We start from the raw sequence: 23,989 nt of genomic DNA on the forward strand, positions 1-23,989 counted from the left end.
CACGATTGTCGAACGAATTTTATTTCATCACTTAACAAAAAATGATTAATCAAATACTTTTTCTTCTAGACGGAACAATGGACTCATTGGTGTATTTTCATGAATTCGTTTAACCGCTTCTCCCATCAACTCTGAACAAGTAACAATCGTTAAATTGTTAGGATGACGTTCTTCTTGAGTAAATACAGAATCAGTGATGCAGATATCTTTAATCGGTGCATCATCTAAAATTTGTTTTGCAGGAACAGACAACAAGCCGTGTGAAGCACAAGCATAAACCTCTTTTGCTCCGTTTTCTTTCAAAACATTAGCAGCTCGAGCAAGCGTTGCACCAGTATTCAAGATGTCATCGACCATGATACATGTTTTTCCTTGGACATCGCCAATCACATATCCACTATTTTCATCTGCATCATCGGCGTGATCCACGATCGCCAATGTACTATTCAAATATTCAGAAAGACTTCTTGCACGTTGGACACCACTATTTTTTGGTGAAACGACAACAATATCGTCACCTGTTAAACCAAGTTCTCGGTAATAGTGAGCAAACAATGGCATTGTGAATAAGTTATCTACAGGGATATCAAAGAATCCTTGGACTTGAACTGTATGCAAATCCAATGTCAGCACACGAGTTGCGCCAGCTTCTTGGATCAAATTAGCAATCAATTTAGCTGTGATCGGTTCATGTGGTTTTGCTGTACGGTCTTGTCTGGCATAACCGTAATAAGGTAACACAACATTGATTGTTTTTGCACTGGCACGTTTCATCGCATCGATCATGATCAATAATTCCATATAATAATCATTAACTGGCTGATTGGTTGATTGCACGATATAAACATGATCCCCACGAATACTTTCTTCGATATTGATTGAGATCTCTCCATCACTAAATTGTTTTACGACACTTTTTCCTAGCTCCGTTCCAAACACCTTGGCAATTTTTTCTGCCAGTGGTCGATTCCCATTCAAGCTAAAGATTTTCAATGTGTCATCCTGATACTTTTTACTCATGTTGTCCTCCCTATTGTTCTCTCTTCTTCGATAGTTTAACATATTTTTTCCAGTTTTTCTGGTAATTTCTGTAAATAATTTTTAAGGCAGCGAAACAGTTCCATTACACCAACTAGCAGGAATCAATTGATCCGTGTTGCCCCAGTTGTCATGAACTTTGTAAAAGCGTTCTCCAGAAGAGGATTGATAATATGCATATGCAGTGACCCAATGATTGCCATAGGTGCTCCCTAATACTTTCAACACCCCTAAGATCACAGGTTTTCCTTGGCGAATCCGTTTAGTCGCTCGCTGCCAAGAACCAAGCATCGTACTTCTAGCAGACACTCGATTTCCTGTATGTTTTAAAAACTTCGTGATACCATGACTGACTTGACCGGGAACCGTCGGAAGTCCTAGCGGCTGGATCGCTTGGCGTAATGCTTCACTTAGTTGCGCATGGTCTTTCGTTCCTTTTTCACGTAACGTTGGAGAGAAAAACAATTCGTTTTGAAAATCTTGGTAATAAGCAATAAGGACAGTTGCAGCATAGGTCCCACAAAGATAGCCAGACGGTGTCCGCCAATTTTTATAGTTTAAAAACCGTTGTTCAGGCAATCCCACCCAACAATCCAAAAGTTCTTGTCCGTTTTCCTTTGGCGCAATCAAAGCTTTTTCACGATTATCTGCAAGCCAACGAGAAATATTGGTGACTTCTGCTTCAGTCATCGGTACGAGTTGATAAGCTTTTCTTGCATCTGGGTAGGAGTGGCTCGCAGGACCGTATTCTATTGGTTGTTTGTTTTGATCTAGGATGACATAACTACCATCTTCAAAAATTAAAGCGTAACTCTTTTCTTCATCCTTCATCGCCAACTGTTCCACAGCGCTTAACCGTTTCTTGATACCATCTAGATTCCATTCGATTGATTGTTCAAATACAGTTTTCAAGAACGAATCACCTCCGTCTTTTTTATTATAAGTGAAATAAGGAGAAAAACAAATCAGATAGACTAGTTCTGCTGTGCCTACGGCAAGACCCCAACAAGTGCTTCTTTCCTCTTTCTATTTGTTTATTCGCTGTTTTTATATGATAATAGGAACATTAGATAAAAAGGAGCGATAACCGAATGAACAAAGAACTTATAAAGCAAGACTTTTTTGAAGCTGTGAATGAAGAATGGCTAAAAACAGCCAAGATCCCCGCTGATAAACCAGCCACTGGCGGTTTCCAGGACTTAGTTGACGGTATCGATGATCTTTTGATGACAGATATTGATCATATGCTGGCTGAACCTGATAAAGTCCAATCAGATATGATGCGTCACTTTCTTCATTTTTATCAATTAGCTAATGATTATGATCGAAGAAACCAGTTAGCTGCTAAACCATTGCTTCCTTTAATTGAACGAATTGAAAAAATCGATTCTTTTGAAGACTTGAACCAACAATTTCCTACTTGGACATTGGATAGTTTACCTTTACCGTTTAGCTTAGATGTCGATGCGGATATGAAAAATGCACAAACAAACGCATTATTTGCCTATCCCCCTTCATTATTTTTACCTGACAAAACTTACTATACTGCAGAACATCCAAATGGTGCGCAACTATTAGGCGTTTTCTTTGATATGATGGTCCAACTCGTTGAATTAACCGGAAAAGAAAAAAGCCAAGCAGAGGCAATCGTTGAACAAGCCATCCAATTTGATCGATTGGTTGCGCCTCATGTTAAAAGTGCGGAAGAAAAAGCGGATTATAGCAAAATGTACAATCCCCGGTCATTTGACACCTTCATCCACTATACCGATAAACTGGATCTGGAAAAGTTGACAGTCGGATTGATTGGTACCACACCGGATAAAGTAATCGTGACGGATCCTGTTTATTTTGAACAGTTAGGCGAACTACTAACCACAGAACATTTTCAATTGATCAAAAGCTGGATGATCGTCCGAACGATTCGTTCGTTGAGTAGCTATCTATCAGAAGACTTTAGACAAATCAGCGGAATCTTCTCACGGACACTCTCAGGCACAGATGAAGCCATGCCGCAGAAAAAAGCTGCCTATTACTTAGCTTCAGGTCAATTTGACCAAGTCGTTGGCGATTATTATGGCAAAAAATACTTTGGTGAAGCGGCCAAAAAAGATGTTGAGCATATGATCGAAAAAATGATCTCTGTCTATAAAGATCGTTTAGAAAAAAACAACTGGTTAAGCGATACTACTCGAAAAAAAGCGATCATCAAATTAGATAAACTAGGAGTTCAGGTCGGCTATCCAGACCAAATCCCTGCGTTATATACGAAGTACCACACAGTGACACAAGAAGAAGGCGGAACCTTGCTTTCCAACGCTTTAGCCTTCAGCAAAATCGAATTGAAAGAACGTTTTGGTCGCTGGAATCAACCTGTTGATCGGACGGAATGGGAAATGAGTGCTGATACAGTCAACGCCTATTACCACCCTTTCAGAAATGTCATTGTTTTTCCAGCTGCTATTTTACAAGCACCATTTTATAGTTTAGAACAATCAAGTTCAGCAAACTACGGTGGGATCGGTGCCGTCATCGCCCATGAAATCTCTCATGCCTTCGATAATAATGGTGCCTTATTCGATGAATATGGTAATTTAAATAACTGGTGGACGGAAGAAGATCTAGCGCACTTCCAAGAAAAAGCCCAAGCAATGATCGAAGAATTTGATGGCTTATCATTTGCTGATGGTACTGTTAATGGTAAGCTTACTGTTTCAGAAAATATAGCAGATGCGGGCGGTCTAAGTTGTGCTTTAGAAGCAGCAAAAACCGAAGCAGATCACTCACTAGCAGACTTTTTCATCAGCTGGGCGACGATTTGGCGGACAAAAGCAAAAAAAGAATACCAACAATTGTTGTTACAAATCGACGTTCATGCCCCTGCTAAATTACGTGCCAATATCCAACCCCAAAACTTGATGGAATTTTATGACACATTTGCGATCACTGAAAAAGACGCGATGTATCTTCCACCTGAAAAACGAGTGCATATCTGGTAATACAGTTAAAAAACGCTCCAATGGCAATAAGAAAATTTTTTGAAACAACCTCTCATATAAAAAAATTGACTTATTTCAAGGAGCGGTTGTTTGAACACTATTTTTCTCTTTACGAGGGACTGAGACAAAAGTTGTCTCAGTCTTTTCTAGTATCTCTAAAAACGGATAAACGGTGTTCAAACATCAGCTCCTTGAAATAAGCCTGAATTTTTCAAAACATGAGGAGCTGTTTCAAAAAATTCTTTCTTATTGTCATCAGAGCTACCCGATGTTTTCACGACCTCTGATTCACGGTGTTCAAAGAGCTGACCTTCGGCGATAAGTCAAAAAATCTCAAAACATGGGAAGCTGTTTCGAGATTTCCATCCTTAATGCTCCTGCGATTACTCGTCGCAGTTTTTACTTGGTGAGCGCTCAGGTCAACACACTCTTTTCACGACCTCTTGTTCACGGTGAGACAAAAGTAGCATCTTCGGAAATTCCTTCTTATTTCTTGATGCTGAACACTTTTGTCTCAACCTCTCTTAATATTATCATTTACTTTTCTACCAAGCTCATTTTGACTACCCACAAACCAAATCCACTTAATAAAGAAAAATAAATCCTTCCATCTTCCTTCACTGTTCTCTAGTGTTATCTACTCTTTCCGACCATAAATAGTCATAAAACTGCATCATTTCATTTACCCCTTTATTTTCGTTAACCTTTGTAATAAAATTAGTTAACGAAAGTAAAGAGGTGTTTTTATGGAAAATCTATTCGAACCTTGTGTTCCGCTAACAAAAACAACATGTCTGGAGATACTAAAAGACAAAACTAATTTATGGGGGTATTATGCACAAGCCCTTCAGCTCAAAACAAACAAGTCACAAAATATCATCCGTCTGAATACATTGCTGAATGCTAAGAGCGGCTTGTGTAGAGAAGATTGTGGTTATTGTGCGCAATCAAAAAAAAGTTCTGCAACGATTGAAACATATGGATTATTACCCAAAAAAGAAATCATTCGTAAAGCGTTGATTGCTAAAAAGAATCATTCCAGTGTGTTTTGTATTGCGTTAAGCGGAACACGCCCATCAAAAAAAGAAATCCACCTTTTAGGTGAGGCAATTCAAACGATCAAAAGCATAATGTCGATTGAGATTTGTTTATCCATTGGCTTAGTTACAGAGGAACAAATTGATTATTTAAAATCGTGTGGAGTAGATCGGTTGAATCATAATCTTAATACTAGTCGAGATAATTACCCAAACATCACAACAACCCATTCCTATGATGATCGGTTAGAAACATTAAACAAACTTCGTCAGCACAAAATGAATATTTGCTCTGGTTTTATTTGTGGCATGGGAGAAACAGATGAACAATTAGTCGATCTGGCTTTTGACTTAAAAGATCAAGAGCCTTATTCCGTTCCAGTCAATTTTTTACTTCCAATTGCTGGAACAATGTTTGAGGAACACAATGAATTAACCCCTATGAAATGTTTAAAAATCTTAACCATGCTGAGGTTACTATTCCCTACTACAGAACTTAGGGTAAGTGCCGGAAGAGAGTTTCATTTAGGAGAACTCCAACCATTTGCTTTATTGATCGTGGATTCTATTTTTTTAGGCAACTATTTGACAGAGAAAGGAGCACCTATTTCTGAAGATCAAAAAATGCTTGATCGTTTAGGTTTAGTTGTGGCTGGTGTCTGTGATGAAGAATAATTATATTATTTGCGGGATTCATACCGATTGTGGAAAATCAGTGATCAGTGTCTTACTCTATGAATATTTACGTGATCTGACAAATCAGGAACCGTTACTCGTGAAACCGATCCAAACAGGACCGTTTCCTGATACAGATTTTTATCAAGCCTGCCATATTGAGAAACAAAATATTGTTCATTTCTATTCAATGTCATTAGAAGCATCTCCACATATCGCTAGCAGAAAAGAACATCAATGGATCGATCTACTTGTCTTGAAGGAAAAAGCAAATGTTGTCTTGAAAAAAAATCGACCCACGATTTTTGAATTAGCAGGTGGTCTGCTTTCTCCCATTAATGACTCGCAAACCATGTTAGACATGATCAAACTTTTGCAATTACCGGTTATTCTCGTTTCGGATAATTATTTAGGTGCAATCAATCATACGTTGCTAACGACTAGTTTATTACAAAGCGAAAACATTCCAATAGCAGGTCTGGTTTTTAATTCAAGTAAAGCAAATGAAAAGAATGACATGGAAGATTTAAGCCAATGGATGACAGATAAGACAGGAATCACACAAATTGGCAAATTACCCTATTTAGAGGATTTAACTCATTGGTTAAAATCGAGAACAAAAAAAAGAGAACTTAGTAAGGAGTGGCATTTAAATGTATACAAATAGGCGAGATATCACCATGATGGCGATGATGATGGCATTATTGATCATCACAGCAAAACTAGTGATTCCGTTACCACTATTCGATTATTTATCTTTACAAATTATAACGATTTATCTGCTTTATCCTTTATTAGGAACAAAATACGGGCTCATTGTCACATTCAGTTATTTGATCCTAGGGCTCATTGGATTACCGATTTTCGCTAGTGGCGGAGGGATTTTTTATATTTTTAAACCTAGTTTTGGCTTTCTACTATCTTTTGCAACTTTCCCACTGATTCAAGCTACACTGTCAAAATTGTTCTGGCGCAGAAAATGGCTCCCATTAAAAAAAATCCTGATCATTAACTATTCAGGATTACTTTATCTCTATTTAATCGGTCTGTTGTATAAATGCTTGATTTTATTCTTTTACCTTAAAGAAACGAATGTTCTTTACAGTGTGCTAGCAGTTTCGACATTGATTGATTTAAGTTGCGATATCTTACTTGTGTTCGTAGCTAGTTTGCTTACCTATAAGTTATTGCCACTCATTCATAAGCACAAACTAGCAAACCAACTCTTTATCTCCTAATAAAAGCCGCTATTTCAGCGATTGGAAAAGAATCGAACCATCGGCTTAAAATGGATACTGATTGACTTAAAAAATCTTACAAAATTATGAAAGAAAATAAACCGAAGAAGAGGTTGAGACAACTTTGTCCCAGTCCCCCATCGGTTTATTTTTCCGTATTGACTTACTCTATCGTACGACAGAATGTACAACAGAACGATCTGGTTACTTCATGAACCAGTGAGGCCCACAAATCATTAACAAGCTTATTATATATTTACTTGATCAACGTTGCCCCGAGGACTGTTTCAAAATGACGTAGTGCCCAGTCATGACCGACTGGATCAAAGCTAGCTACAGCATCTTCAAAAATAAACAGTTGATAGCCTAAATTATATGCATCAACAGCTGTGTGCAACACACAAATGTCCGTACATACGCCAGTCAAATAGAGTTCAGTGATCCCCCGCTCACGGAGCCGAATATCTAGATCTGTTCCACTAAAAGCAGAGTAATGCCGCTTATCGATCCAATAGACATTGGCTTGTTCTTGGGCGCTTTCGTAAACAGCTTGTAGCGAACCATAAAGGGCACGACCATTGGTGCCAATCACGTTATGCGGAGGAAATAGTTTATTTTCAGGATGGAAGTTATCGGATGGGTCATGCGCATCAATCGCAAACACCACAAAGTCTCCCTCTTCGATAAACTTTTTCGTGTGAGTCGTCACTGCTTGTTCAATCACTTGCCCAGCTTTACCTGTCGTTAATTTCCCGTCATCTGCCACAAAATCATACGTGTAATCAATCGAGATCAATGCTTTCATTAATGGGCTCCTTATACAAGATGTTTGACAAATTCGATTACCATCTCAGCAGAACGTTTCCCTGCATCTTCAATAAACTCATCAAAGGTTTGTGTCGCTGCATGATCAGCAGTATCACTCATCGCACGAACGATCAAGAAAGGAATATTGAACTGACGAGCCGTTTGTCCAACAGCCGCTCCTTCCATTTCACAAGCCAACGCATCTGGAAAGTTTGTTAAAATCTCTTCTACTTTTTCGGAAGAATCAACAAACGTATCTCCAGTAACGATCAAGCCTTCTTTCACATTCAGATCTATCGCTTTGGCTGCTCTTGCCATCTCTGTGCGAAGATACGTACTTGCTTCATAATAAAGCGGCATCCCTGGTATTTGTCCTGGCTTATAGCCAAATCCGGTTGCATCTGCATCGAAATAAGCTACTTTATCAGAGATTACGATATCGCCTACTTGTAGCCCTTGTCCGATACCACCCGCTGAACCTGTATTGATGACCATATTTACACCATATTGTTGGATCAATAAACTAGTAGTGACTGATGCCAAAACTTTACCGATTCCTGAACGAACCACAATTACTTCATGTCTTCCTAAAGAGCCTGAAATGAACAATGCTCCTGCTCGTTCCCATGACAAGGGTTCACTTAGCTTTTCTCTTAAAATTTTGATTTCTTCTTCCATTGCACCGATAATACCGATTTTCATAGCTTTTTCCTTCTTTCTAAATAAATGCGACCGCAAAAAATACGACACACAATAATAGAATAACAATAATCAAGGATTTCATCAAAAATGAATTCCACTTCGTCGTTTTTTCACGTTCACCGATTCTTGTTTTTGTGATAGGTTTGTTCCGTTTTTGTTCCTTTCGATAAAAACTAGCAATTTTCTTTTCTTCTTGCTGATAAGCAGCCTCTTCTTTTCTTTGCCGTTTTAATGACTCTTGGGCTTGCGCCTGCTGTCGTTTACGTAATTCACTTCTCGTAATCAGCGGTCCTTTGGCCATCAGCCGATCCCTCTACTTTCCTTTAATCAATAGCTCCCAATATTGGATCGCATACATGGTTTTCGCATCACAGATCAGTTGATCATCTATTGCTTGTTTAGCTTCTGCGAAAGTCAGTGCATATAATTCAAGCACCTCATCTTCATCTTGAGCCAACGGATTCTCTACTTTCTGTAAATCAATCGCATGATAAATATGCATGATCTCATTTGCAAATCCTGGTGAAAGATACATAGATGAAACATGTTTGAGCTTTCCTGCCCGATACCCAGTCTCTTCTTCCAGTTCTCTTGCAGCGGTACGTTCCGGTGTTTGGCTTTCTTCTGGATCGATTTTCCCAGCAGGGATCTCCAAAATCACTTTTTCTAATGGTTTCCGAAACTGTTTCACTAATAATAAACGATCCTGATCATCAAATGCGATGATCCCTACACCACCCGGATGAAACACTAATTCACGTTTGGCAAGTTTCCCATCTGGCAGGCGGACGTCATCTACTGCAACATCGATGATTGCTCCGTGATAGATTTCTTTTCGTTCGATCGTTTTTTCTTCAAATTGCTCATATTCAAGCATCTTTCTCCCACTTTCTTTGTAATAATACCCGCTTTTCGTTTACTTTTCAATTTTTCTAGAGTTTTCTTTTAGTTTACCATAACTAAACCTTAGAAATTCTCTAAATCTACAAAATCCTCCTTTAGTCCCATACTCTTTCTTAGGTTGAGTGTGCTAAAATAAGGGTGGAAATGAGAACAACGCTTCATTACTTAAAATGGATGGAATATATATGGAGGGCTTATTATGCGAAAATTAAATTGGCGATGGATCTTAGGTCTATTGTTGGTGTTTCTTTTGATTCGTCAAGGTCACTTTTCTTTAGTAACAGTCATTTTGATTATCGGCGCAGCTTTAGTGATTTGGGGAATCTTTGGCTCTGGCAAGAAAAAATCAGCAAAAAATGAAATGCCCGATTTATCTGATGAACTTGAATCACATTATACAAAAAGCGGGATGACACCTAGTGAGATTACTTTCTTTAGACAGACAATGAATCAAACGAAAGTCGAAATTGAACAATTGCAACAAAACATGCAACAAACAGCCAAACTAAAAGCTGTCGATCTTCGTCACGATACAGTGAAGGCGGCCAAAGCACTCTTCAAAGCATTGGTGAAAGAGCCCAACCGATTACACGAAGCAAGTCAATTTCTTTATACTCACTTACCAAACTTAGTCGATTTGACCAATAAATATATTGAGATCAACGACCATGAAATCAAAAACAAACAGACTTATGAAAAGCTCGAAGAAAGTTCACAAATCATTGATCAACTAGCACATCTGATTGCTCAAGACTATCAACAATTTGTCTCTGAAGATTTAGATGATCTAGATGTAGAAATATCAGTTGCGAAACAAAGCTTAAAACGAGAGAATCTATCTGATGATAACAATCAATCTCAATGATCGGTTAATAGAATCATAAAGGAGTGTTTTGTTTCTTAGACACTCCTTTTGCTTATCCTTTCTTTTGTTTATCCTTTATAATAGATGAATAAGATGAACAACTGTTTTTTTACAAAAATGATAACATTGAACCTATCGCATCACATTGAACCACGAGGAGGAGTTTTAAATGGATAATAAACCTAAAGAGGTAACACCTGTAAATGACACGTTAGATGATTTGTTAAATAATCCGTTCTCTACCCCAACAGATAAATTAACCCAAACACAACAGTCAGAAATCAATGCTTTGCAAGAACAACAAACCGCTGCACGCTTGATTGATAAACTACCTGCTGAACGACAAGAGCAAGCCAAAGAGCTAGCAGCTAAAATCGATGTTTCAGATGCACAGTCGGTGATCAGCTACGGTTCTGCTGCTCAAACGAAGTTAAGTGAATTTTCACAATCCATGTTAAATCATGTACAGGCACAAGATATTGGTCCTGTCGGAGATTCATTGACTGAATTGATGTATCGTCTGCAAGAAGCAAATCCTGATGAATTGCGAGCTGGCGAAGGCAATATTTTCCAACGGATGTTTGGCAAAGTAAAACAATCGATTTATGAAGTGACTGCAAAATATCAAAAGATCGGTGCCCAAATCGATAAAATCTCTGTTAAACTAGAAAAAGAAAAAGACGGGCTTTTAAAAGATAATTTGATGCTCGAACAACTCTATCAAAAAAACAAAGATTATTTTGATGCACTGAATATTTATATCGCAGCTGGCGAATTGAAGATGGAAGAACTTCAAACAACGATCATTCCTAAAGCAATGAAAAAAGCCGAAGAAACAGGCGATCAAATGGATGTTCAAATTGCAAATGATTATACTCAATTTCTAGATCGTTTAGACAAACGAACCCATGATTTACGTTTGGCAAGACAGATCACTATCCAGCAAGCACCACAGATCCGTTTAATCCAAAATACTAACCAAGCGTTAGCAGAAAAAATCCAAGCATCAATCGCAACAGCGATCCCTCTATGGAAAAACCAAGTAGTGATCGCCTTGACGTTACTTCGCCAAAAAGATGCGGTAACTGCCCAACGTCAAGTTTCTGAGACAACCAATGATCTATTGAAGAAAAATTCAGAAATGTTGAAAATCTCTGCTATTGAAACAGCAAAAGAAAATGAACGTGGGATCGTTGATATTGAAACCTTACAAACAACTCAAAATGATTTGATCGAAACGATCCAAGAAACATTACGCATCCAAAAAGAAGGAAAAGAAAAACGTCGTCATGCAGAAGTCGAACTTGGTCATATGGAAGACGACTTGAAACAAAAATTACTCGATTTAACACAATAAGACTATTTTGCATGGATCAATCAAAAAAGGCTCTATACTTTTTGATGTTGGTGAAATTCGCCAACATCTTTTTTATGCTTTAAAAGGATAGAAAAGACACCTCGAAATCCTTCAAAATGAATTTGGCTAACCAATTCATCGAAGGACTCAAGATGTCTTACACTCGTCTTATCAAATTACGCTATAGGTTCTAAACCTAGGTCGTTTGAAAAGCACGAATCATCAATTTTGTTGATTCATTTTACTATGTTGGTACCCATAACCAAAGTAAATCACTAATCCAATCGCCATCACGATACCGAAGACGATCCATGTGACTGGTTGTAAACGAAGCATCAATACCAAGCATGTACCGATAGATATGATCGGTAATATCGGTACAAATGGCACTTTAAATTCACCGGCTTTTGGTTTACCAAACATTTTTCTTAGTTTAAGTAATCCTAAGCTGACTAACATCAAATAGGTCAACGCCATGATGTTTGTTAGTTCAGCGAGAATATTCAATGGGAAGAAACCAGCGAAAAATAAAGCCGCTACCCCAGCTACAAAAGTCGCCTTTCTAGGCGTCCGATGCTTTTCATCGATCTCTGTCATAAATTTAGGTAAAAGACCGTCTTTACTTACAGCAAACAATAACCGAGCTAGCGAATACATCATAGAAATCGTTACGGTCAAGAGCGTCAAAATGGCACCGACTGCAATCACAGCTCCGATTGTTCCATGACCAACGTAACGCATCGCAAAGGCAACTGGGTCACTGACCCCTAATTCAGTAAACGGAACAATCCCCGTTAAAATCAAGGTAACTACGATGTATAAAGCTGTGGCAATCAAGATCGAACCAATGATCCCTCGAGGAACGTCCTTTTGTGGCTCTTTCACTTCTTCGGCTGCCATTGCAACTGAATCAAATCCCAAGAAAGCGAAGAAGACTAGAGCTGCTCCATCTAAAACGCCTGAAAAACCAAATGGTGTAAATGGTTGCCAGTTTTCAGGTTTTACAAAGAAAATCCCTACAACGATAAATAATGCAATAATACCGAATTTCACAAAAACCATGATATTATTCAATCTTAATGCTTTTTTGGCTTCTAAAGAAACGATGTATGTCACAAATATGACAACGAACACTGCGATCAAATCGACATAGGTGCCATTGTCAGGATTATAACCACTGGTCAAGGCTTGTGGTAAATGGACTCCAAATCCTTCCAAGAACCCTTGAACATAACCAGACCAGCCGGAAGCAACCGACGAAACTGCTAATAGAAATTCGCCAATCAACAACCAACCTGTTAACCAGGCGGCAAATTCACCAAAAACAACATAAAGATACGCATACGGGCCACCAATGACTGGCACACGTGAGGCAAACTCAGCAAAGCTTAACCCCGATAAAATGACAACGATTGCAGCTAAAACGAATGAAAGTGACAGTGCTGGACCCGCATTTTGATTGGCCGCAACCCCTGTCACTACAAATATTCCTGTGCCGATAATTGCGCCAATTCCAAGCATAATTAAATCGGACGTTTTCAGATCTTTCTTCATCCCACTTGTGTGGTTGAGATTGATTTCTTTCTTACGAAACAAATCCATGGCAGTACCTCCCTATTTTAGGTTGGAAAACGGCCATTAAGCCGTTTTCATATACCCTAAAATGATACCACCTAAAATGACTAAAAGGCAACCGACAATAACGTAAACAAGTTCTTTTTTCGTTTTCTTTTCTCCCAAAATGAAAATACCACCTAAAGTTGAGATGATAATCCCCATCTGTGATAATGAAAATCCAACAGCTAAACCAAGTGATTTAACAGTTAAGAGCATGCACACGTTCCCAATTCCCCATAGCAAACCACAAATCATGTTCTTCCAAACAAATTGATCCACTTTCACTTTACGAAAGGCAAAGAAACTTGCACCTAAGATCATTCCGATACTTTGAGGTAAGATGATTGACATCGCATCCAAGTTAGCCCAGTTCACAATGATCGTATAAACACCATAACCAATCGTTGAATAGATCAATGCTCTAAACCCTTTACCAAAATCAAGCATTTTATTGTCAGTATCAACTTTTCCTTCATCATCTTGGCGTGCTGTTAAATAGGCACCGCTAACAAGAAGTACTAAAGCTAGGATACCGTATACATAATCTTTCGTTTGTGTCCATTCATGAAAGAAAACGGCTCCCGCAATCGTATTCAAAATTAATTGAAAACCAGTCGATAAAGGCAAACCAACAGAAACGCCCATAAATTTCATTCCATGGAACTGTCCGTTTTGACCAACACTCCAAGCTAACCCAGAGAGGAATCCAATCAAGAAAATCCATGGTGTGATTGTTGGGCTAACGATGAAAAAGACAACTAATGAAAAGATAAATGCACCAATCGTCATCCCTAATGTCTGTTGATTGGCATCACCACCAATTTTCCCGCTTACTAAACCAATACTTCCCCATGCTACCATAGGGATTAATGCTATTAAAATTTCCATAACTAATCTCCTTTTATTTCACATGATATGAAACTTATCAGCGAAAACGTTCACAATACAAGAAGTTTTTTTCGATTCTAACTATTTTCTAACGTTTCTCATTATAGAAATTTAAGATTGGGAAAAACAGGGTCATCGTTGTTCCCTCTCCTACAATTGATTCAGCAAGTAGTTGGATCCCAAGTTTTTCAGCTAAGGATTTAGCCAAATAAAGCCCTAAACCAGTAGAATGTGTTTTACTCAATCGTCCATTAGAACCTGTGAATCCTTTGTCAAAAATCCGCGACAAGTCTTCTTTAGGAATACCGATGCCCGAGTCTTTGATGGCTAAAGAGATCCCTTGTTGGTTCTTTTCGATCGAAATAATGATTTCTCGATGGTCAGGTGTATATTTAATCGCATTGCTCAAAATTTGTTTGAATATAAAAGCTACCCACTTGGCATCTGTTAAAACTCTTTGATCTTCTCCAATAATCTCATACCGAAGATTTTTTTGAATAAAGTAATTCGCCTGACTGCGGATCACTGGCTGAATGATGCTTTTTAATTCATACTCTTGAATTAAATAATCTCTCGAAAAACTATCCAACCGAGCATAATAAAGAACTTGTTCTACATATTCATCGATTTTAGCTAGTTCGTTTTCTAGTAGGGTATATTTTTGATCATCAATATCGAATTCAATCGAACGCACCAAGAGTTCAGAGGCTGCTAAAGGCACCTTGATTTCATGGACCCACGAATCAATGTAATCTTTTTGATCCTGTTGGTTACTAATCGCCTCTTGCATGACTTCTTGGTGCTCACGGATCAATTGATTGATATAATCTTCGACTAATTTTTCTTCTTCTGTATGACCGCCACTCAAATAACTTTGTAGCGGAGATATTTGTTTGAGATCGGCAAGTTTTTCCCACCAATGACGTTTGCTTAAATAACGGACAAGTAAATAAAAAAACAAAAATACGGCTTGAATAAGCGCCAGATAGCCAACCATCGTCCAGTCGACTAAAATATTAGGTGCTAACCACATGACAAAAATCGTTAGCAAGACAAAAAAGAGCCAGCCTAAGAGCAACGACCATTGATCCTTTAAGTATTTAAAGAAATTCATTATTTATTTTCATCCTTTCAGGGAACAATATAGCCCTGCCCGACTTTTGTTTCGATATATCCTTTGATCCCTGCTTGTTCGATTTTCCGACGTAAACGATTGATATTGACTGTCAATGTATTGTCATCAACAAACCGCTCATCATCCCATAATGCTCTCAATAACTTTTCTCTGCTAAGGATTTTCCCATGTTGCTTCATCAAGATAAATAATAATCGGTATTCGTTCTTACTCAAATCGATGATTTCACCGTTGATTTCCATACTCCCATTATCAACATTCAACGTGATCCCATTATGACTCATGACTTCACTCGACAGTTCCCCATAATTGTATGAACGTCGCAATAAAGCATTGATTTTGGCAATCAGCACATCAATTTGAAAAGGCTTGGTGACAAAATCATCTGCGCCCATATTCATCGCCATGATCATATCCATATTGGTATTTCGACTGGAGATGAAAATAATCGGCACTTTGGAGACTTCTCGAATTTTTTGACACCAGTAGTAGCCATCAAAGACCGGAAGATTGATATCTAATAAAACAAGTTGAGGTTCTTCTTTTTCAAAGTCTGCAAATACTTGATTAAAATCAGAGGTACCGAACGTTTCAAACTGCCACTTTTCCAGTTCTTCCATGATGAGTTGGCGGATGATTTCTTCATCTTCTACAACCATAATTTTTGCCATCTTGTTGTCCCCCTACTTCTTTCTTGCTATAACCATAACAAAGAAGGCCGAACGTGACAAGTAACCATATTTTCAACTATTTCTCTCTCCATACGCCTTACATCTGAAACGATGGGTTTATTCCTCAATATTTAGTCAGGTAGTTGATTCTTTCATCGCAAATATTTTGACTATTCTTAAACTTTAGAAGGGCTCTTTATTTCTTTCCGTCCAAAAAACAAAAAAGTTTGTAAATAAAGCAATGAACTTCCTCCGACTAAAACCACATAAATAGGTCCCAGGAAGAATAAAAAAAGCAGTAGTAGCAGGGTTCCCCCTAAATGTAGGAGAGCGTTTTTCCATTGATAAAAAAATAAAATAAAAGCAGTAAAAAAAGGGACTTCGTTTGCTCTCTCTAGTTGGAGCAACATACGGTAGCTAACCATCACGATACTTAAAAAAAGGATACTTAACGAAGCATACATCAATATCAATCCCCATGCTCCGCCCCAGTAAAGAAAAATACGACTATCAATCAGTAAAAGCAATAAATAGAAACTGACTATGAGGTCTTGCTTACGATAGGTCAAAAAATTATGACGAAGTTCCTGCCAAAACAACGTATGGATCTTTTTCTCTTCGTTTTTGTGGTAGTGATAAATGGTAGACATAACCGTACGACTAGCACTGCCAATCGTCAACAGCGGTAAGCTAGTTAATAGCCATAAGGATTGCAAAATAAGCAATGACGGAATCCATTCAATGACTGTCAAAAAATGCTGATTGATTTTTTCACTATGAATTTTATTCATTTAGCCTTTTGACCCTCCTGTCAAATCCATTCCTTCAATAAAGTAACGTTGCGCAAAGAAGAACATCAAAATCGTTGGGATCAAAACAAGTGTGGCTCCTGCCATCAAATAATTCCATTGAGTCGTCGCCTGATTTTGGAAAACTTGCAACCCAATCTGTAGAGTATACTTCTCTTGATCTTGGATGTATAATAACGGCCCTAAAAAATCGTTCCAAGCCGCATTGAATGAATTGATCGCAATCGTGATTAACGCTGGTTTAGTCAGCGGCAGCATCAGACGGCTCCAAATATAGAAATGATTTGCTCCATCGATTTCTGCCGCTTCAATTAATTCATCATTGATGGATAAATAAAATTGACGCATCAAAAATATATTAAATGCATTGCCGAAAAATGATGGAACGATCAATGGTAAATAAGTTCCTACCCAGCCTATTTTTGAGAATAGAACATATTGGGGGATCATGGTCACAAAACCTGGAATCATCATCGTAGAAAGGACTAAAGCAAACATTAGCTTTTTTCCTGGAAAATCTAATTTCGCAAACCCATAAGCAATGAAGGAATTCGAGAGAACATTGCCAAATACCACTAAGACTGTGATCAATAAAGTATTCCTTGCATAACGCCAGAAGGGGAAAGCAGTAATGGTATCCAGATAGTTTTGCCAAACAATTTTTTCTGGAAAAAAGGTTGGAGGATAACGTACGATCTCTTCCATTGGTTTTAAAGAAGTAAATACCATCCACAATAATGGTGTGATCAATACGATCCCGATAGCAGTCATAAGGAGATAACTAATGATTTTTTTGGTTTGACGATTAACACTTGTTCTTTTGAAATATTCCATCATTTGCCATCACCTCCAGAGTAATAGACCCATCTAGGTGCCAGTTTCAAATTAATAAAAGTCAACACTAACACAATTAAAAATAGGATCATTGACATCGCCATTGCGTACCCCATGTCGAATGCGACAAAAGCTTTATTCCACATGTGAAGATTATAAAATAGTAAAGAGTTAGCTGGTCCACCTGTTCCATTTTTAGTCATCACATAAGCTTCTTGAAAAATTTGAAAAGAACCAATCGTTGAAGTAATCACATCGTAAAAGATAATCGGTGTGATCAATGGCAACGTGATATTTTTAAATTTCCCCCATACGCCAGCACCATCAATCGCTGCTGATTCGTATAAAGAGCGTGGAACGTTTTGCAAAGTCGCTAAATAAAGCAACATTGCTCCGCCAGAACTCCAGATTTTCATTAAAATCAAAGCTGGCTTTGTCCAGTTAGGATCAAACAACCAGGCTGGTCCAGAAATATTGAACCAACCTAGAAACGTATTGATCAACCCGGCAGAAGGTGAAAGCAGCTGCATCCATAAAATATAAACAGCAACACCAGATAGGACTGCAGGTAAATAAAACATCGTTCGGAAAATACTGATACCTCTGATCTTTTGATTTAAAATCGTTGCTAGAAATACGCTAAACATTGTGGTTAAAGGAACATTGAATAGGACGAAATACACTGTATTGTATAATGATTTCCAAAAAAGATCATCGTGTAGAAACATCCGTCTAAAATTAGCTAATCCAATGAAATTCATTTTAGAAGTCAAATTATAATCAGTGAAACTTCCGATAACAGAAAAAAGCATGGGCCCTAACATAAAGACGACAAAGCCAATAATAAAAGGCGAGATAAATAAATAGGCCCATCTTGCCTCTTTTTTCTTTCGGATTGATAAACGCTTCATTTTCTTGCCTCCTTTTTTCTTTCAATTAGTCAACAGTTGATTAGTTATTTTGTTTTACTAGATTCTCCACCGCTTTTTGAGCATCAGCTAAACCTTCTTTTGGTGTTTTTGTTCCTAAGAGAATTTGATCGATTTGTTCGTTCACTAGTGTCGTATAATCTGGTGCTGCTAATGGGACAGGTGTAATGACCGTATTTTTGAAATTCTCATCAGCCATTTGATAGATCATTCGTCCCTTGTCACTTAGCTGTTCATTCTTCACTAAGTTCTCATTGGCTGTTTTACTTGCCATGATATCAAAACTCTTTTCGCCAAATTTTTCTTGAACTTCTGGTGAAGAAAGATACTTGATAAAGTCATAAGAAGCTTCTGGATCTTTTGCCCCATAAGGTACTTCGAGTACAAAGCCGCCGCCCCATGACCAATGACCAGAACCTTTTTCTTTTTCTGGAAGCGGAATGACACCAAAATCAAAATCTTCTGGAGCATTTTCCATCAAGCTCGAATAATAATTGATATTTTGGGCACGCATTGCGACTAAACCTGAGATGAATGGATCAGAAACACCTGAGCCAAATTCTGCCTCTAATTTATTGATCGTATCTTTCCCATAATAGTCTTGCCAATCTTGGATCCACTCTAATGCTTCAACTTTATTCTTCGTATCGATTTTGATTTTGCCGTCTTGATCAAACCAGCTTGTCCCATTATCTGCATTTAATGCCCAGACATCTGCCCCTAAATTCCATAAAGGATAAAATCCAATTCGTGTGAATTCTTTTTTATCTTTTTTATCCAATTGATGGGCGGTTTTTTCTAATTCATCCCATGTAGTTGGTAAATCTTTTTCAGCGATTCCTGCTTCTTTAAATAATTTTTTATTATAAAAAATAACTTGAGTATCTGTGTTGAACGGAATCGCATATGGATCACCTTTGTACTCCACTGTATCCCACAATTGTGGATAAAAATCTTTTGAGGTCTCTTCATCTACATATTTAGATAAGTTTGTGGCCTGTTGCGCTTCAGCTCTTTGAGCAACTGAATTGATATCTTGAACAATCACGTCTGGTGCATTCCCCGCTGTAATCGCTGACAATGATTTGGTCCAAATATCCCCCCACGGTTGGTATTTATAATTTACTTGGATCTTATCTTGTGATTGATTGTAATCGTCAATGATCTCTTCGATCACTTCTTTACGTGCTCCTGATCCCCAAAATGACCAGAAATCAATAGTTTTCTTCCCGTCACTTGTTTTTTCAGATGAACTAGCTGCGTTTGACTTTGCACTACTTGAACCACAACCTCCCAACAAAAATAATGCTGTACTTGCCAGCACCCCAGTAACTAACAACTTCTTCATTTTATCCCTCCATTTTTTAATAAAAAGGTTATCTTTCGCCATTTGCAACCGATAACATTTTAATATAACGATATCATTTTAATCAGAAAATAACAATTCATTAGGCGCGTCTACTCATATATCAGATTAAATCTACCACTATATTTTTTCTAAGCATTTCCTTTGTGTTTTCTCATTTTAAAGCGCAGAATGTAAATGTATTAATAAAAGATTAGGAGGAATTTTTGATGTTCAGACACCAAAAGGAACTACAGTTTGAAGCAAAACCAGATCGTCCGAATCCGTTAATCGCAAAATATTTACAAGAGCTTATCGGTGGACAATACGGAGAAATGAGTGTGGCAATGCAATACTTGTTTCAAGGTTGGAGCTGCCGAGGAGAAGAAAAATATAAAGACATGTTAATGGATATCGCAACAGAAGAACTTGGACATGTCGAAATGTTAGCAACGATGGTCGCACGATTATTAGAAGATGCGCCAGTTGAAGACCAAGAAGAAGCAATGAAAAAAGATCCTACGATCGGCGCAATCATCTCTGGTATGAATCCTCAGCATGCAATTGTCGCTGGCTTAGGACCACGCCCTGCTGATAGTGTTGGCAACCCTTGGAGTGGCGGTTATATCGTTGCAAGTGGAAACTTGTTAGCTGATTTCCGTGCCAATCTAAATGCTGAATCTCAGGGACGGTTACAAGTCGCTCGTATCTATGAAATGATCGATGACCGTGGCGTCAAAGACTTATTAGCAGTCTTGCTTGCAAGAGATAGTTATCATCAAAACTTATGGGCAAGTGCCGTGAAAGAATTAGAAGAAAATGAAGGCTCCATTCTTGTACCAAGTACGTTCAATCGTGAAAACGAACGAAAAGATATCGCCTATGACTTTTATAATTTCTCAGAAGGTGATGAAAGCAGTAAAGGCTCTTGGGCAAGTGGCGAAGCCTTAGATGGTGAAGGCGAATACCAATGGTTAGCAGAACCAAAAATTGAAGGTGATAAACCAAAATTACAACGGGTTACACCAAAAATGTATGGAACACCGCCAAGTAAAAAATAAAGCATGCAAAAGTGGTTATGTCCAACATCCTTTGGGTCCTTACCACTCAACAGAATAAAAATAAGAATGATCGACCTGCAAGCCTTTGCTATCCTACTAAAGACAGTAGAAATGCTTGCTGGTCGATCATTTTTTAGCTTCTATTGGCATTTATAAGCCAAGAATAGTTTGAGACTCGTCACCATCATTTTTAGGACCGATAGAAAATTCTACCGGTCCTGTTTTTTATAAAAAAAGTAGTTATCTAAAGGTACTTACTTCTTCCTTAGATAGAAAAATCGTTTAAACTGTCACTACCTCAACATCAATATTTCCTCTTGTCGCTTTTGAATAAGGGCAGTAATCATGGGCATCTTCCGCTAATTGCTTGGCTTGTTCCTCGCTCACATCGTCAACATGTACTTCTAAGACCACACCGATTTTATAACCCCCCTCATCAAGTGTGTAAAGTGAAACCCGTGCTTTAACTGTGGAGTCTACGGACAAATTAGCTTCTTTGATCATATGTTGCAGTGCACCATTGAAACATGAGGCATAGCCCGCAGCAAATAGTTGTTCCGGATTTGTTCCTTCAGCATGGATGCCTGGAGGAGTGATCTTCATTTGCATCGAACCATTTGGTGCTGCTACTTCGCCTTCTCGTCCACCATGATTGATCATCGCTGTTTCGTATAATTTTTTCATTGTACTGCTCCTTTCGATATGACACTTCGTCTATTACCAGTGTAAGCATATCTAGCAATTTGTTCAAAAATTCTGCTCCTAGATTCATACTGCAACGATTGAGGACTTCTTGATTAACATGAGCATTTTAGTTTATTTTCTCATGAAAGTTACTTATTCAAAAACAAGGATGCCATCTTCAATGATTTTTCCAAAAAAGAGAAAAATACCACTCGTAAATAATAAAGTCATGTTTGTTCCCAAATAAATAGCTAATTTCTCTACACAATTTTTGATATGATTGATTCTAAGATAAAGAAAAACTAAAAAATTAACACCATAAACTAATACAGTCAAAAAAATTACTATGTTCGCAACCATTTTTACTTTTCATTTCCCTTCGCTTCCTTAGTATCCACTATCAGTGGTTCAACATTTGAGTATTTCTTTAAATGTTCCGCAAGTAGCTGTAAAACGTGTTGATTTTTTCCAACTTCATCATTTTCGATCTGGAGCACCAGTAATGGCTCATGCAAACTTGCTCGTAATAAAAACCAGCCATTCCCATATGGTTCTTTTAGATCGTAACGAATTCCTTCTTCATTTTCCGGATGAAATACCAGCCCCTCTTCGTTCAATTCGTTCACTAGCCCTTGAATAATTGTTGCCCCTTGTTTTTTCGGATCCTCTCCACTAAGCCTTAACCTAATTTCTTGTACTTCTTGTGGCTGTTTTAAGTCGTGGATAATCTCTTCCAACGTTTGTTCTGTTTGTTTCAGTTCTGGCAAAAGCATCAAAATTTTTGCAATGACATAGGCACCATCATCTAAAAAATAATTTTCCTTGAATGCTGCATGCCCACTTGTTTCAATCGCTAATGGAACATTGATTCCTTCTTTATTGCATGCAATTGCACGATTGATGACATTACGATAACCTGAAATGTAACGATCTTGTTTGCCACCTTTTTCTTCAATAAACGTTTCTAGGTGATTAGACGTTGGTGAATTAGTTACGATCGTCGCTCCAGGGTATTCTTTTAACACGATCGTACTTAATAAGGCGATCAAATTGTTACGATTGATCACTTGACCACTTGCACTGACTACTGCCGAACGGTCAACATCCGTATCAAAGATCACTCCTAAATCGGCTTGACTTTCTAAAACAGCTTGCTTGATACTTGCCATGGCTTCAGCATTATCTGGATTCGGGATATGGTTCGGAAAATGACCATCGGGCTCTAAAAATTGCGAACCTGTCGTATCTGCCCCTAATCGTTGTAGTACTTTTTCAGCAAAAAAACCACCGGAGCCATTTCCTGCATCTACGATGATCCGCCAGCCAGCTAACGGTTTTGTGTCAGACATTCCTTTCTTTCTAATACCATTTTTGATTTTTTGAACTAAGTCTTCTGCATAAGGTGTTAACAGATCAGCTTTTTGGACTGTCCCCTTATGATTGGTTTTATTTGGTGTTGTTTCTGATAAAATAAATGCGATATCTTCTTTTTCTGCGCCGCCATTAGCTGTAAAAAACTTCATGCCGTTAAAGTAAAACGGCAAATGACTAGCTGTTAGCATCACACTTGCATCACACTGGAATTGAGAAAACTGAGTAGCCATAAACATCGCCGGTGTCGTAGCTAACTCAAAATCAAGAACATTTATGCCTTGTTCGATTAATCCGTCAATCAGCGCTTTTTCTAACGTTGGACCACTGATTCGACTATCCCGCCCCACTCCTACCGTTAATTTACCTTCTTGATATTTGCGTGGATGATCCCTTTTTAACCAATTAACCAAGCCACAACTTATTTTTTGGATTTCAGCTGGTGTCAAATTAGCTGAATGTGTTTCCGTCGTCATGGCAATCCCTCGAATATCAGATCCGTTTTGTAGCGCTTTCAACAAAGACATAAATCATTCTCCCTTCTTTTATTCCCTCATTCTTTCTAATTTTTCTGCAAAATCTTGTGCTTCTTCTTCCGAACGGCAAATCACAATAAATGTATCCACTCCAGCAATCGTTGCAACAACTTCTGGATAAGCGACTTCATCTAGCCAATTGGTTACGACATCCGCCCCATCTTTTTCTGTTAGCACCACGATCATAAATTGAACAACTTGTATTTTCAAAACTTCTCTTTTAACAGCTGCTTGTAGTCGTTCTTCATGTAACGTTTCAGCAGGCTGACTGAATAGATTGTAACGAACTTGCTTATTTTCATCCGTAGACTTCACTAACTTCAGCTCACGGATATCACGCGAAATAGTTGCTTGAGTGGCTGTCACCCCTGCGTCTTGAAGACAAAGCAATAGTTCTTCTTGTGTGCTGATTGGTTTTTCTGTGATGATCTGACGAATCAATGCTTGTCGTTGGATTTTTTTCATAGCAGACACCTCTTGTCTTTGAT

Annotated in this window: 25 protein-coding genes; 7 read left to right on the forward strand and 18 right to left on the reverse strand. The window is 38.1% G+C overall.

Annotated features, from left to right (window positions below; all coding sequences use genetic code 11):
- Nucleotides 1-45: 45 nt before the first annotated feature.
- Together IGJ27_RS10665 and IGJ27_RS10670 are read right to left on the reverse strand one after the other, a co-directional pair.
- Complete coding sequence (locus IGJ27_RS10665; protein ID WP_010720818.1) at nucleotides 46-1,020, reverse strand: ribose-phosphate diphosphokinase; 975 nt, start codon at nucleotides 1,018-1,020, stop codon at nucleotides 46-48.
- 81 nt (nucleotides 1,021-1,101) lie between these two features.
- The gene (locus IGJ27_RS10670; RefSeq protein WP_178305715.1) at nucleotides 1,102-1,950 is read right to left on the reverse strand and encodes a dihydrolipoamide dehydrogenase; all 849 of its coding nucleotides are present in this window, start codon (nucleotides 1,948-1,950) and stop codon (nucleotides 1,102-1,104) included.
- A 179-nt stretch (nucleotides 1,951-2,129) separates the two neighbouring features.
- Here IGJ27_RS10670 and IGJ27_RS10675 point away from each other — a divergent pair, with 179 nt between their 5' ends.
- The 4 genes from IGJ27_RS10675 (at nucleotide 2,130) to IGJ27_RS10690 (ending at nucleotide 6,987) form a co-directional block, all read left to right on the forward strand.
- Nucleotides 2,130-4,037, forward strand: a complete 1,908-nt coding sequence (locus IGJ27_RS10675) for a M13 family metallopeptidase (RefSeq protein ID WP_178305714.1) — start codon at nucleotides 2,130-2,132, stop codon at nucleotides 4,035-4,037.
- Nucleotides 4,038-4,783: 746 nt separating this feature from the next.
- Entirely contained in the window at nucleotides 4,784-5,749 is a 966-nt protein-coding gene (bioB, locus tag IGJ27_RS10680) for a biotin synthase BioB (RefSeq protein WP_034699881.1), read from the forward strand.
- Nucleotides 5,739-6,416: a dethiobiotin synthase gene (gene bioD, locus IGJ27_RS10685; protein WP_034699883.1), complete on the forward strand. Its 678-nt coding sequence runs from the start codon at nucleotides 5,739-5,741 to the stop codon at nucleotides 6,414-6,416. Before bioB ends, bioD begins: the two co-directional genes overlap by 11 nt.
- The gene (locus IGJ27_RS10690) at nucleotides 6,403-6,987 is read left to right on the forward strand and encodes a biotin transporter BioY (protein WP_178305713.1); all 585 of its coding nucleotides are present in this window, start codon (nucleotides 6,403-6,405) and stop codon (nucleotides 6,985-6,987) included. Before bioD ends, IGJ27_RS10690 begins: the two co-directional genes overlap by 14 nt.
- 256 nt (nucleotides 6,988-7,243) lie before the next feature.
- On the opposite strand, the gene IGJ27_RS10695 is transcribed toward IGJ27_RS10690, so the two are convergent.
- From IGJ27_RS10695 to IGJ27_RS10710, 4 genes are read right to left on the reverse strand one after another with little or no spacing between them, the layout of a single operon-like run.
- Entirely contained in the window at nucleotides 7,244-7,792 is a 549-nt protein-coding gene (locus tag IGJ27_RS10695; RefSeq protein ID WP_178305712.1) for a cysteine hydrolase family protein, read from the reverse strand.
- An 11-nt stretch (nucleotides 7,793-7,803) separates the two neighbouring features.
- Nucleotides 7,804-8,496, reverse strand: coding sequence for a 5'-methylthioadenosine/adenosylhomocysteine nucleosidase (locus IGJ27_RS10700; RefSeq protein ID WP_010737128.1), 693 nt, complete (start codon nucleotides 8,494-8,496; stop codon nucleotides 7,804-7,806).
- 16 nt (nucleotides 8,497-8,512) lie between these two features.
- Nucleotides 8,513-8,797, reverse strand: coding sequence for a cell wall synthase accessory phosphoprotein MacP (macP, locus tag IGJ27_RS10705; protein WP_010720826.1), 285 nt, complete (start codon nucleotides 8,795-8,797; stop codon nucleotides 8,513-8,515).
- Nucleotides 8,798-8,809: 12 nt separating this feature from the next.
- Nucleotides 8,810-9,373: an NUDIX hydrolase gene (locus tag IGJ27_RS10710; RefSeq protein WP_010720827.1), complete on the reverse strand. Its 564-nt coding sequence runs from the start codon at nucleotides 9,371-9,373 to the stop codon at nucleotides 8,810-8,812.
- A gap of 225 nt (nucleotides 9,374-9,598) precedes the next feature.
- On the opposite strand from IGJ27_RS10710, the gene IGJ27_RS10715 reads away from it, so the two are divergent.
- Nucleotides 9,599-10,264 (forward strand): 5-bromo-4-chloroindolyl phosphate hydrolysis family protein, encoded by a 666-nt coding sequence (locus tag IGJ27_RS10715; RefSeq protein WP_010737126.1) that lies wholly within the window; start codon nucleotides 9,599-9,601, stop codon nucleotides 10,262-10,264.
- Between the two features lie 169 nt (nucleotides 10,265-10,433).
- Complete coding sequence (locus IGJ27_RS10720) at nucleotides 10,434-11,621, forward strand: toxic anion resistance protein (protein WP_010720829.1); 1,188 nt, start codon at nucleotides 10,434-10,436, stop codon at nucleotides 11,619-11,621.
- Nucleotides 11,622-11,843: 222 nt separating this feature from the next.
- On the opposite strand, the gene IGJ27_RS10725 is transcribed toward IGJ27_RS10720, so the two are convergent.
- The 8 genes from IGJ27_RS10725 to IGJ27_RS10760 all read right to left on the reverse strand — a co-directional run bounded on the left by IGJ27_RS10725 (nucleotide 11,844) and on the right by IGJ27_RS10760 (nucleotide 19,852).
- Nucleotides 11,844-13,223 carry an APC family permease gene (locus IGJ27_RS10725; RefSeq protein ID WP_010720830.1) on the reverse strand — a complete coding sequence of 460 codons (1,380 nt, stop codon included), beginning with the start codon at nucleotides 13,221-13,223 and terminating at the stop codon, nucleotides 11,844-11,846.
- Nucleotides 13,224-13,259: 36 nt separating this feature from the next.
- Nucleotides 13,260-14,126, reverse strand: a complete 867-nt coding sequence (locus IGJ27_RS10730; RefSeq protein ID WP_034699888.1) for a GRP family sugar transporter — start codon at nucleotides 14,124-14,126, stop codon at nucleotides 13,260-13,262.
- An 88-nt stretch (nucleotides 14,127-14,214) separates the two neighbouring features.
- Entirely contained in the window at nucleotides 14,215-15,240 is a 1,026-nt protein-coding gene (gene sapS / locus IGJ27_RS10735) for a two-component system sensor histidine kinase SapS (protein ID WP_010720832.1), read from the reverse strand.
- 17 nt (nucleotides 15,241-15,257) lie between these two features.
- Nucleotides 15,258-15,932: a two-component system response regulator SapR gene (gene sapR / locus IGJ27_RS10740; RefSeq protein ID WP_010720833.1), complete on the reverse strand. Its 675-nt coding sequence runs from the start codon at nucleotides 15,930-15,932 to the stop codon at nucleotides 15,258-15,260.
- A gap of 176 nt (nucleotides 15,933-16,108) precedes the next feature.
- A complete protein-coding gene (locus IGJ27_RS10745) occupies nucleotides 16,109-16,723 on the reverse strand; it encodes a DUF624 domain-containing protein (protein ID WP_178305711.1) in 615 nt (204 codons plus the stop codon).
- Entirely contained in the window at nucleotides 16,724-17,578 is an 855-nt protein-coding gene (locus tag IGJ27_RS10750) for a carbohydrate ABC transporter permease (RefSeq protein WP_034699894.1), read from the reverse strand.
- Nucleotides 17,575-18,486, reverse strand: a complete 912-nt coding sequence (locus tag IGJ27_RS10755; protein WP_010737122.1) for a carbohydrate ABC transporter permease — start codon at nucleotides 18,484-18,486, stop codon at nucleotides 17,575-17,577. Before IGJ27_RS10755 ends, IGJ27_RS10750 begins: the two co-directional genes overlap by 4 nt.
- 40 nt (nucleotides 18,487-18,526) lie before the next feature.
- Nucleotides 18,527-19,852 (reverse strand): ABC transporter substrate-binding protein, encoded by a 1,326-nt coding sequence (locus tag IGJ27_RS10760; protein WP_063627526.1) that lies wholly within the window; start codon nucleotides 19,850-19,852, stop codon nucleotides 18,527-18,529.
- Nucleotides 19,853-20,079: 227 nt separating this feature from the next.
- Here IGJ27_RS10760 and IGJ27_RS10765 point away from each other — a divergent pair, with 227 nt between their 5' ends.
- A complete protein-coding gene (locus IGJ27_RS10765) occupies nucleotides 20,080-20,910 on the forward strand; it encodes a manganese catalase family protein (RefSeq protein ID WP_010720838.1) in 831 nt (276 codons plus the stop codon).
- 282 nt (nucleotides 20,911-21,192) lie between these two features.
- On the opposite strand, the gene IGJ27_RS10770 is transcribed toward IGJ27_RS10765, so the two are convergent.
- From IGJ27_RS10770 to IGJ27_RS10785, 4 genes are all read right to left on the reverse strand, one after another.
- The gene (locus IGJ27_RS10770; RefSeq protein WP_010720840.1) at nucleotides 21,193-21,594 is read right to left on the reverse strand and encodes an organic hydroperoxide resistance protein; all 402 of its coding nucleotides are present in this window, start codon (nucleotides 21,592-21,594) and stop codon (nucleotides 21,193-21,195) included.
- Between the two features lie 153 nt (nucleotides 21,595-21,747).
- The gene (locus tag IGJ27_RS10775) at nucleotides 21,748-21,954 is read right to left on the reverse strand and encodes a hypothetical protein (RefSeq protein WP_010720841.1); all 207 of its coding nucleotides are present in this window, start codon (nucleotides 21,952-21,954) and stop codon (nucleotides 21,748-21,750) included.
- Between the two features lie 2 nt (nucleotides 21,955-21,956).
- Complete coding sequence (locus tag IGJ27_RS10780; RefSeq protein ID WP_178305710.1) at nucleotides 21,957-23,492, reverse strand: phosphomannomutase/phosphoglucomutase; 1,536 nt, start codon at nucleotides 23,490-23,492, stop codon at nucleotides 21,957-21,959.
- Between the two features lie 18 nt (nucleotides 23,493-23,510).
- A complete protein-coding gene (locus IGJ27_RS10785) occupies nucleotides 23,511-23,966 on the reverse strand; it encodes an arginine repressor (RefSeq protein ID WP_010737119.1) in 456 nt (151 codons plus the stop codon).
- Between the last annotated feature and the right edge of the window lie 23 nt (nucleotides 23,967-23,989).

This window comes from Enterococcus sp. DIV1726a, from assembly GCF_051710985.1.
GTDB classification, from domain to species: domain Bacteria; phylum Bacillota; class Bacilli; order Lactobacillales; family Enterococcaceae; genus Enterococcus_B; species Enterococcus_B hirae.

Excerpts from the sequence above, each read along its gene's own strand:
- IGJ27_RS10695 (WP_178305712.1), bottom strand. The coding sequence starts at position 7,792 with ATGAAAGCATTGATCTCGATTGATTACACGTATGATTTTGTGGCAGAT.
- IGJ27_RS10765 (WP_010720838.1), top strand. The coding sequence starts at position 20,080 with ATGTTCAGACACCAAAAGGAACTACAGTTTGAAGCAAAACCAGATCGT.
- IGJ27_RS10715 (WP_010737126.1), top strand. The coding sequence starts at position 9,599 with ATGCGAAAATTAAATTGGCGATGGATCTTAGGTCTATTGTTGGTGTTT.
- bioB (WP_034699881.1), top strand. The coding sequence starts at position 4,784 with ATGGAAAATCTATTCGAACCTTGTGTTCCGCTAACAAAAACAACATGT.
- IGJ27_RS10770 (WP_010720840.1), bottom strand. The coding sequence starts at position 21,594 with ATGAAAAAATTATACGAAACAGCGATGATCAATCATGGTGGACGAGAA.
- sapS (WP_010720832.1), bottom strand. The coding sequence starts at position 15,240 with ATGAATTTCTTTAAATACTTAAAGGATCAATGGTCGTTGCTCTTAGGC.
- IGJ27_RS10750 (WP_034699894.1), bottom strand. The coding sequence starts at position 17,578 with ATGATGGAATATTTCAAAAGAACAAGTGTTAATCGTCAAACCAAAAAA.
- IGJ27_RS10725 (WP_010720830.1), bottom strand. The coding sequence starts at position 13,223 with ATGGATTTGTTTCGTAAGAAAGAAATCAATCTCAACCACACAAGTGGG.
- IGJ27_RS10755 (WP_010737122.1), bottom strand. The coding sequence starts at position 18,486 with ATGAAGCGTTTATCAATCCGAAAGAAAAAAGAGGCAAGATGGGCCTAT.
- IGJ27_RS10745 (WP_178305711.1), bottom strand. The coding sequence starts at position 16,723 with ATGAATAAAATTCATAGTGAAAAAATCAATCAGCATTTTTTGACAGTC.
- IGJ27_RS10710 (WP_010720827.1), bottom strand. The coding sequence starts at position 9,373 with ATGCTTGAATATGAGCAATTTGAAGAAAAAACGATCGAACGAAAAGAA.
- IGJ27_RS10780 (WP_178305710.1), bottom strand. The coding sequence starts at position 23,492 with ATGTCTTTGTTGAAAGCGCTACAAAACGGATCTGATATTCGAGGGATT.
- IGJ27_RS10775 (WP_010720841.1), bottom strand. The coding sequence starts at position 21,954 with ATGGTTGCGAACATAGTAATTTTTTTGACTGTATTAGTTTATGGTGTT.
- IGJ27_RS10760 (WP_063627526.1), bottom strand. The coding sequence starts at position 19,852 with ATGAAGAAGTTGTTAGTTACTGGGGTGCTGGCAAGTACAGCATTATTT.
- IGJ27_RS10700 (WP_010737128.1), bottom strand. The coding sequence starts at position 8,496 with ATGAAAATCGGTATTATCGGTGCAATGGAAGAAGAAATCAAAATTTTA.
- macP (WP_010720826.1), bottom strand. The coding sequence starts at position 8,797 with ATGGCCAAAGGACCGCTGATTACGAGAAGTGAATTACGTAAACGACAG.
- IGJ27_RS10730 (WP_034699888.1), bottom strand. The coding sequence starts at position 14,126 with ATGGAAATTTTAATAGCATTAATCCCTATGGTAGCATGGGGAAGTATT.
- IGJ27_RS10720 (WP_010720829.1), top strand. The coding sequence starts at position 10,434 with ATGGATAATAAACCTAAAGAGGTAACACCTGTAAATGACACGTTAGAT.
- IGJ27_RS10675 (WP_178305714.1), top strand. The coding sequence starts at position 2,130 with ATGAACAAAGAACTTATAAAGCAAGACTTTTTTGAAGCTGTGAATGAA.
- bioD (WP_034699883.1), top strand. The coding sequence starts at position 5,739 with ATGAAGAATAATTATATTATTTGCGGGATTCATACCGATTGTGGAAAA.
- IGJ27_RS10665 (WP_010720818.1), bottom strand. The coding sequence starts at position 1,020 with ATGAGTAAAAAGTATCAGGATGACACATTGAAAATCTTTAGCTTGAAT.
- sapR (WP_010720833.1), bottom strand. The coding sequence starts at position 15,932 with ATGGCAAAAATTATGGTTGTAGAAGATGAAGAAATCATCCGCCAACTC.
- IGJ27_RS10690 (WP_178305713.1), top strand. The coding sequence starts at position 6,403 with ATGTATACAAATAGGCGAGATATCACCATGATGGCGATGATGATGGCA.
- IGJ27_RS10785 (WP_010737119.1), bottom strand. The coding sequence starts at position 23,966 with ATGAAAAAAATCCAACGACAAGCATTGATTCGTCAGATCATCACAGAA.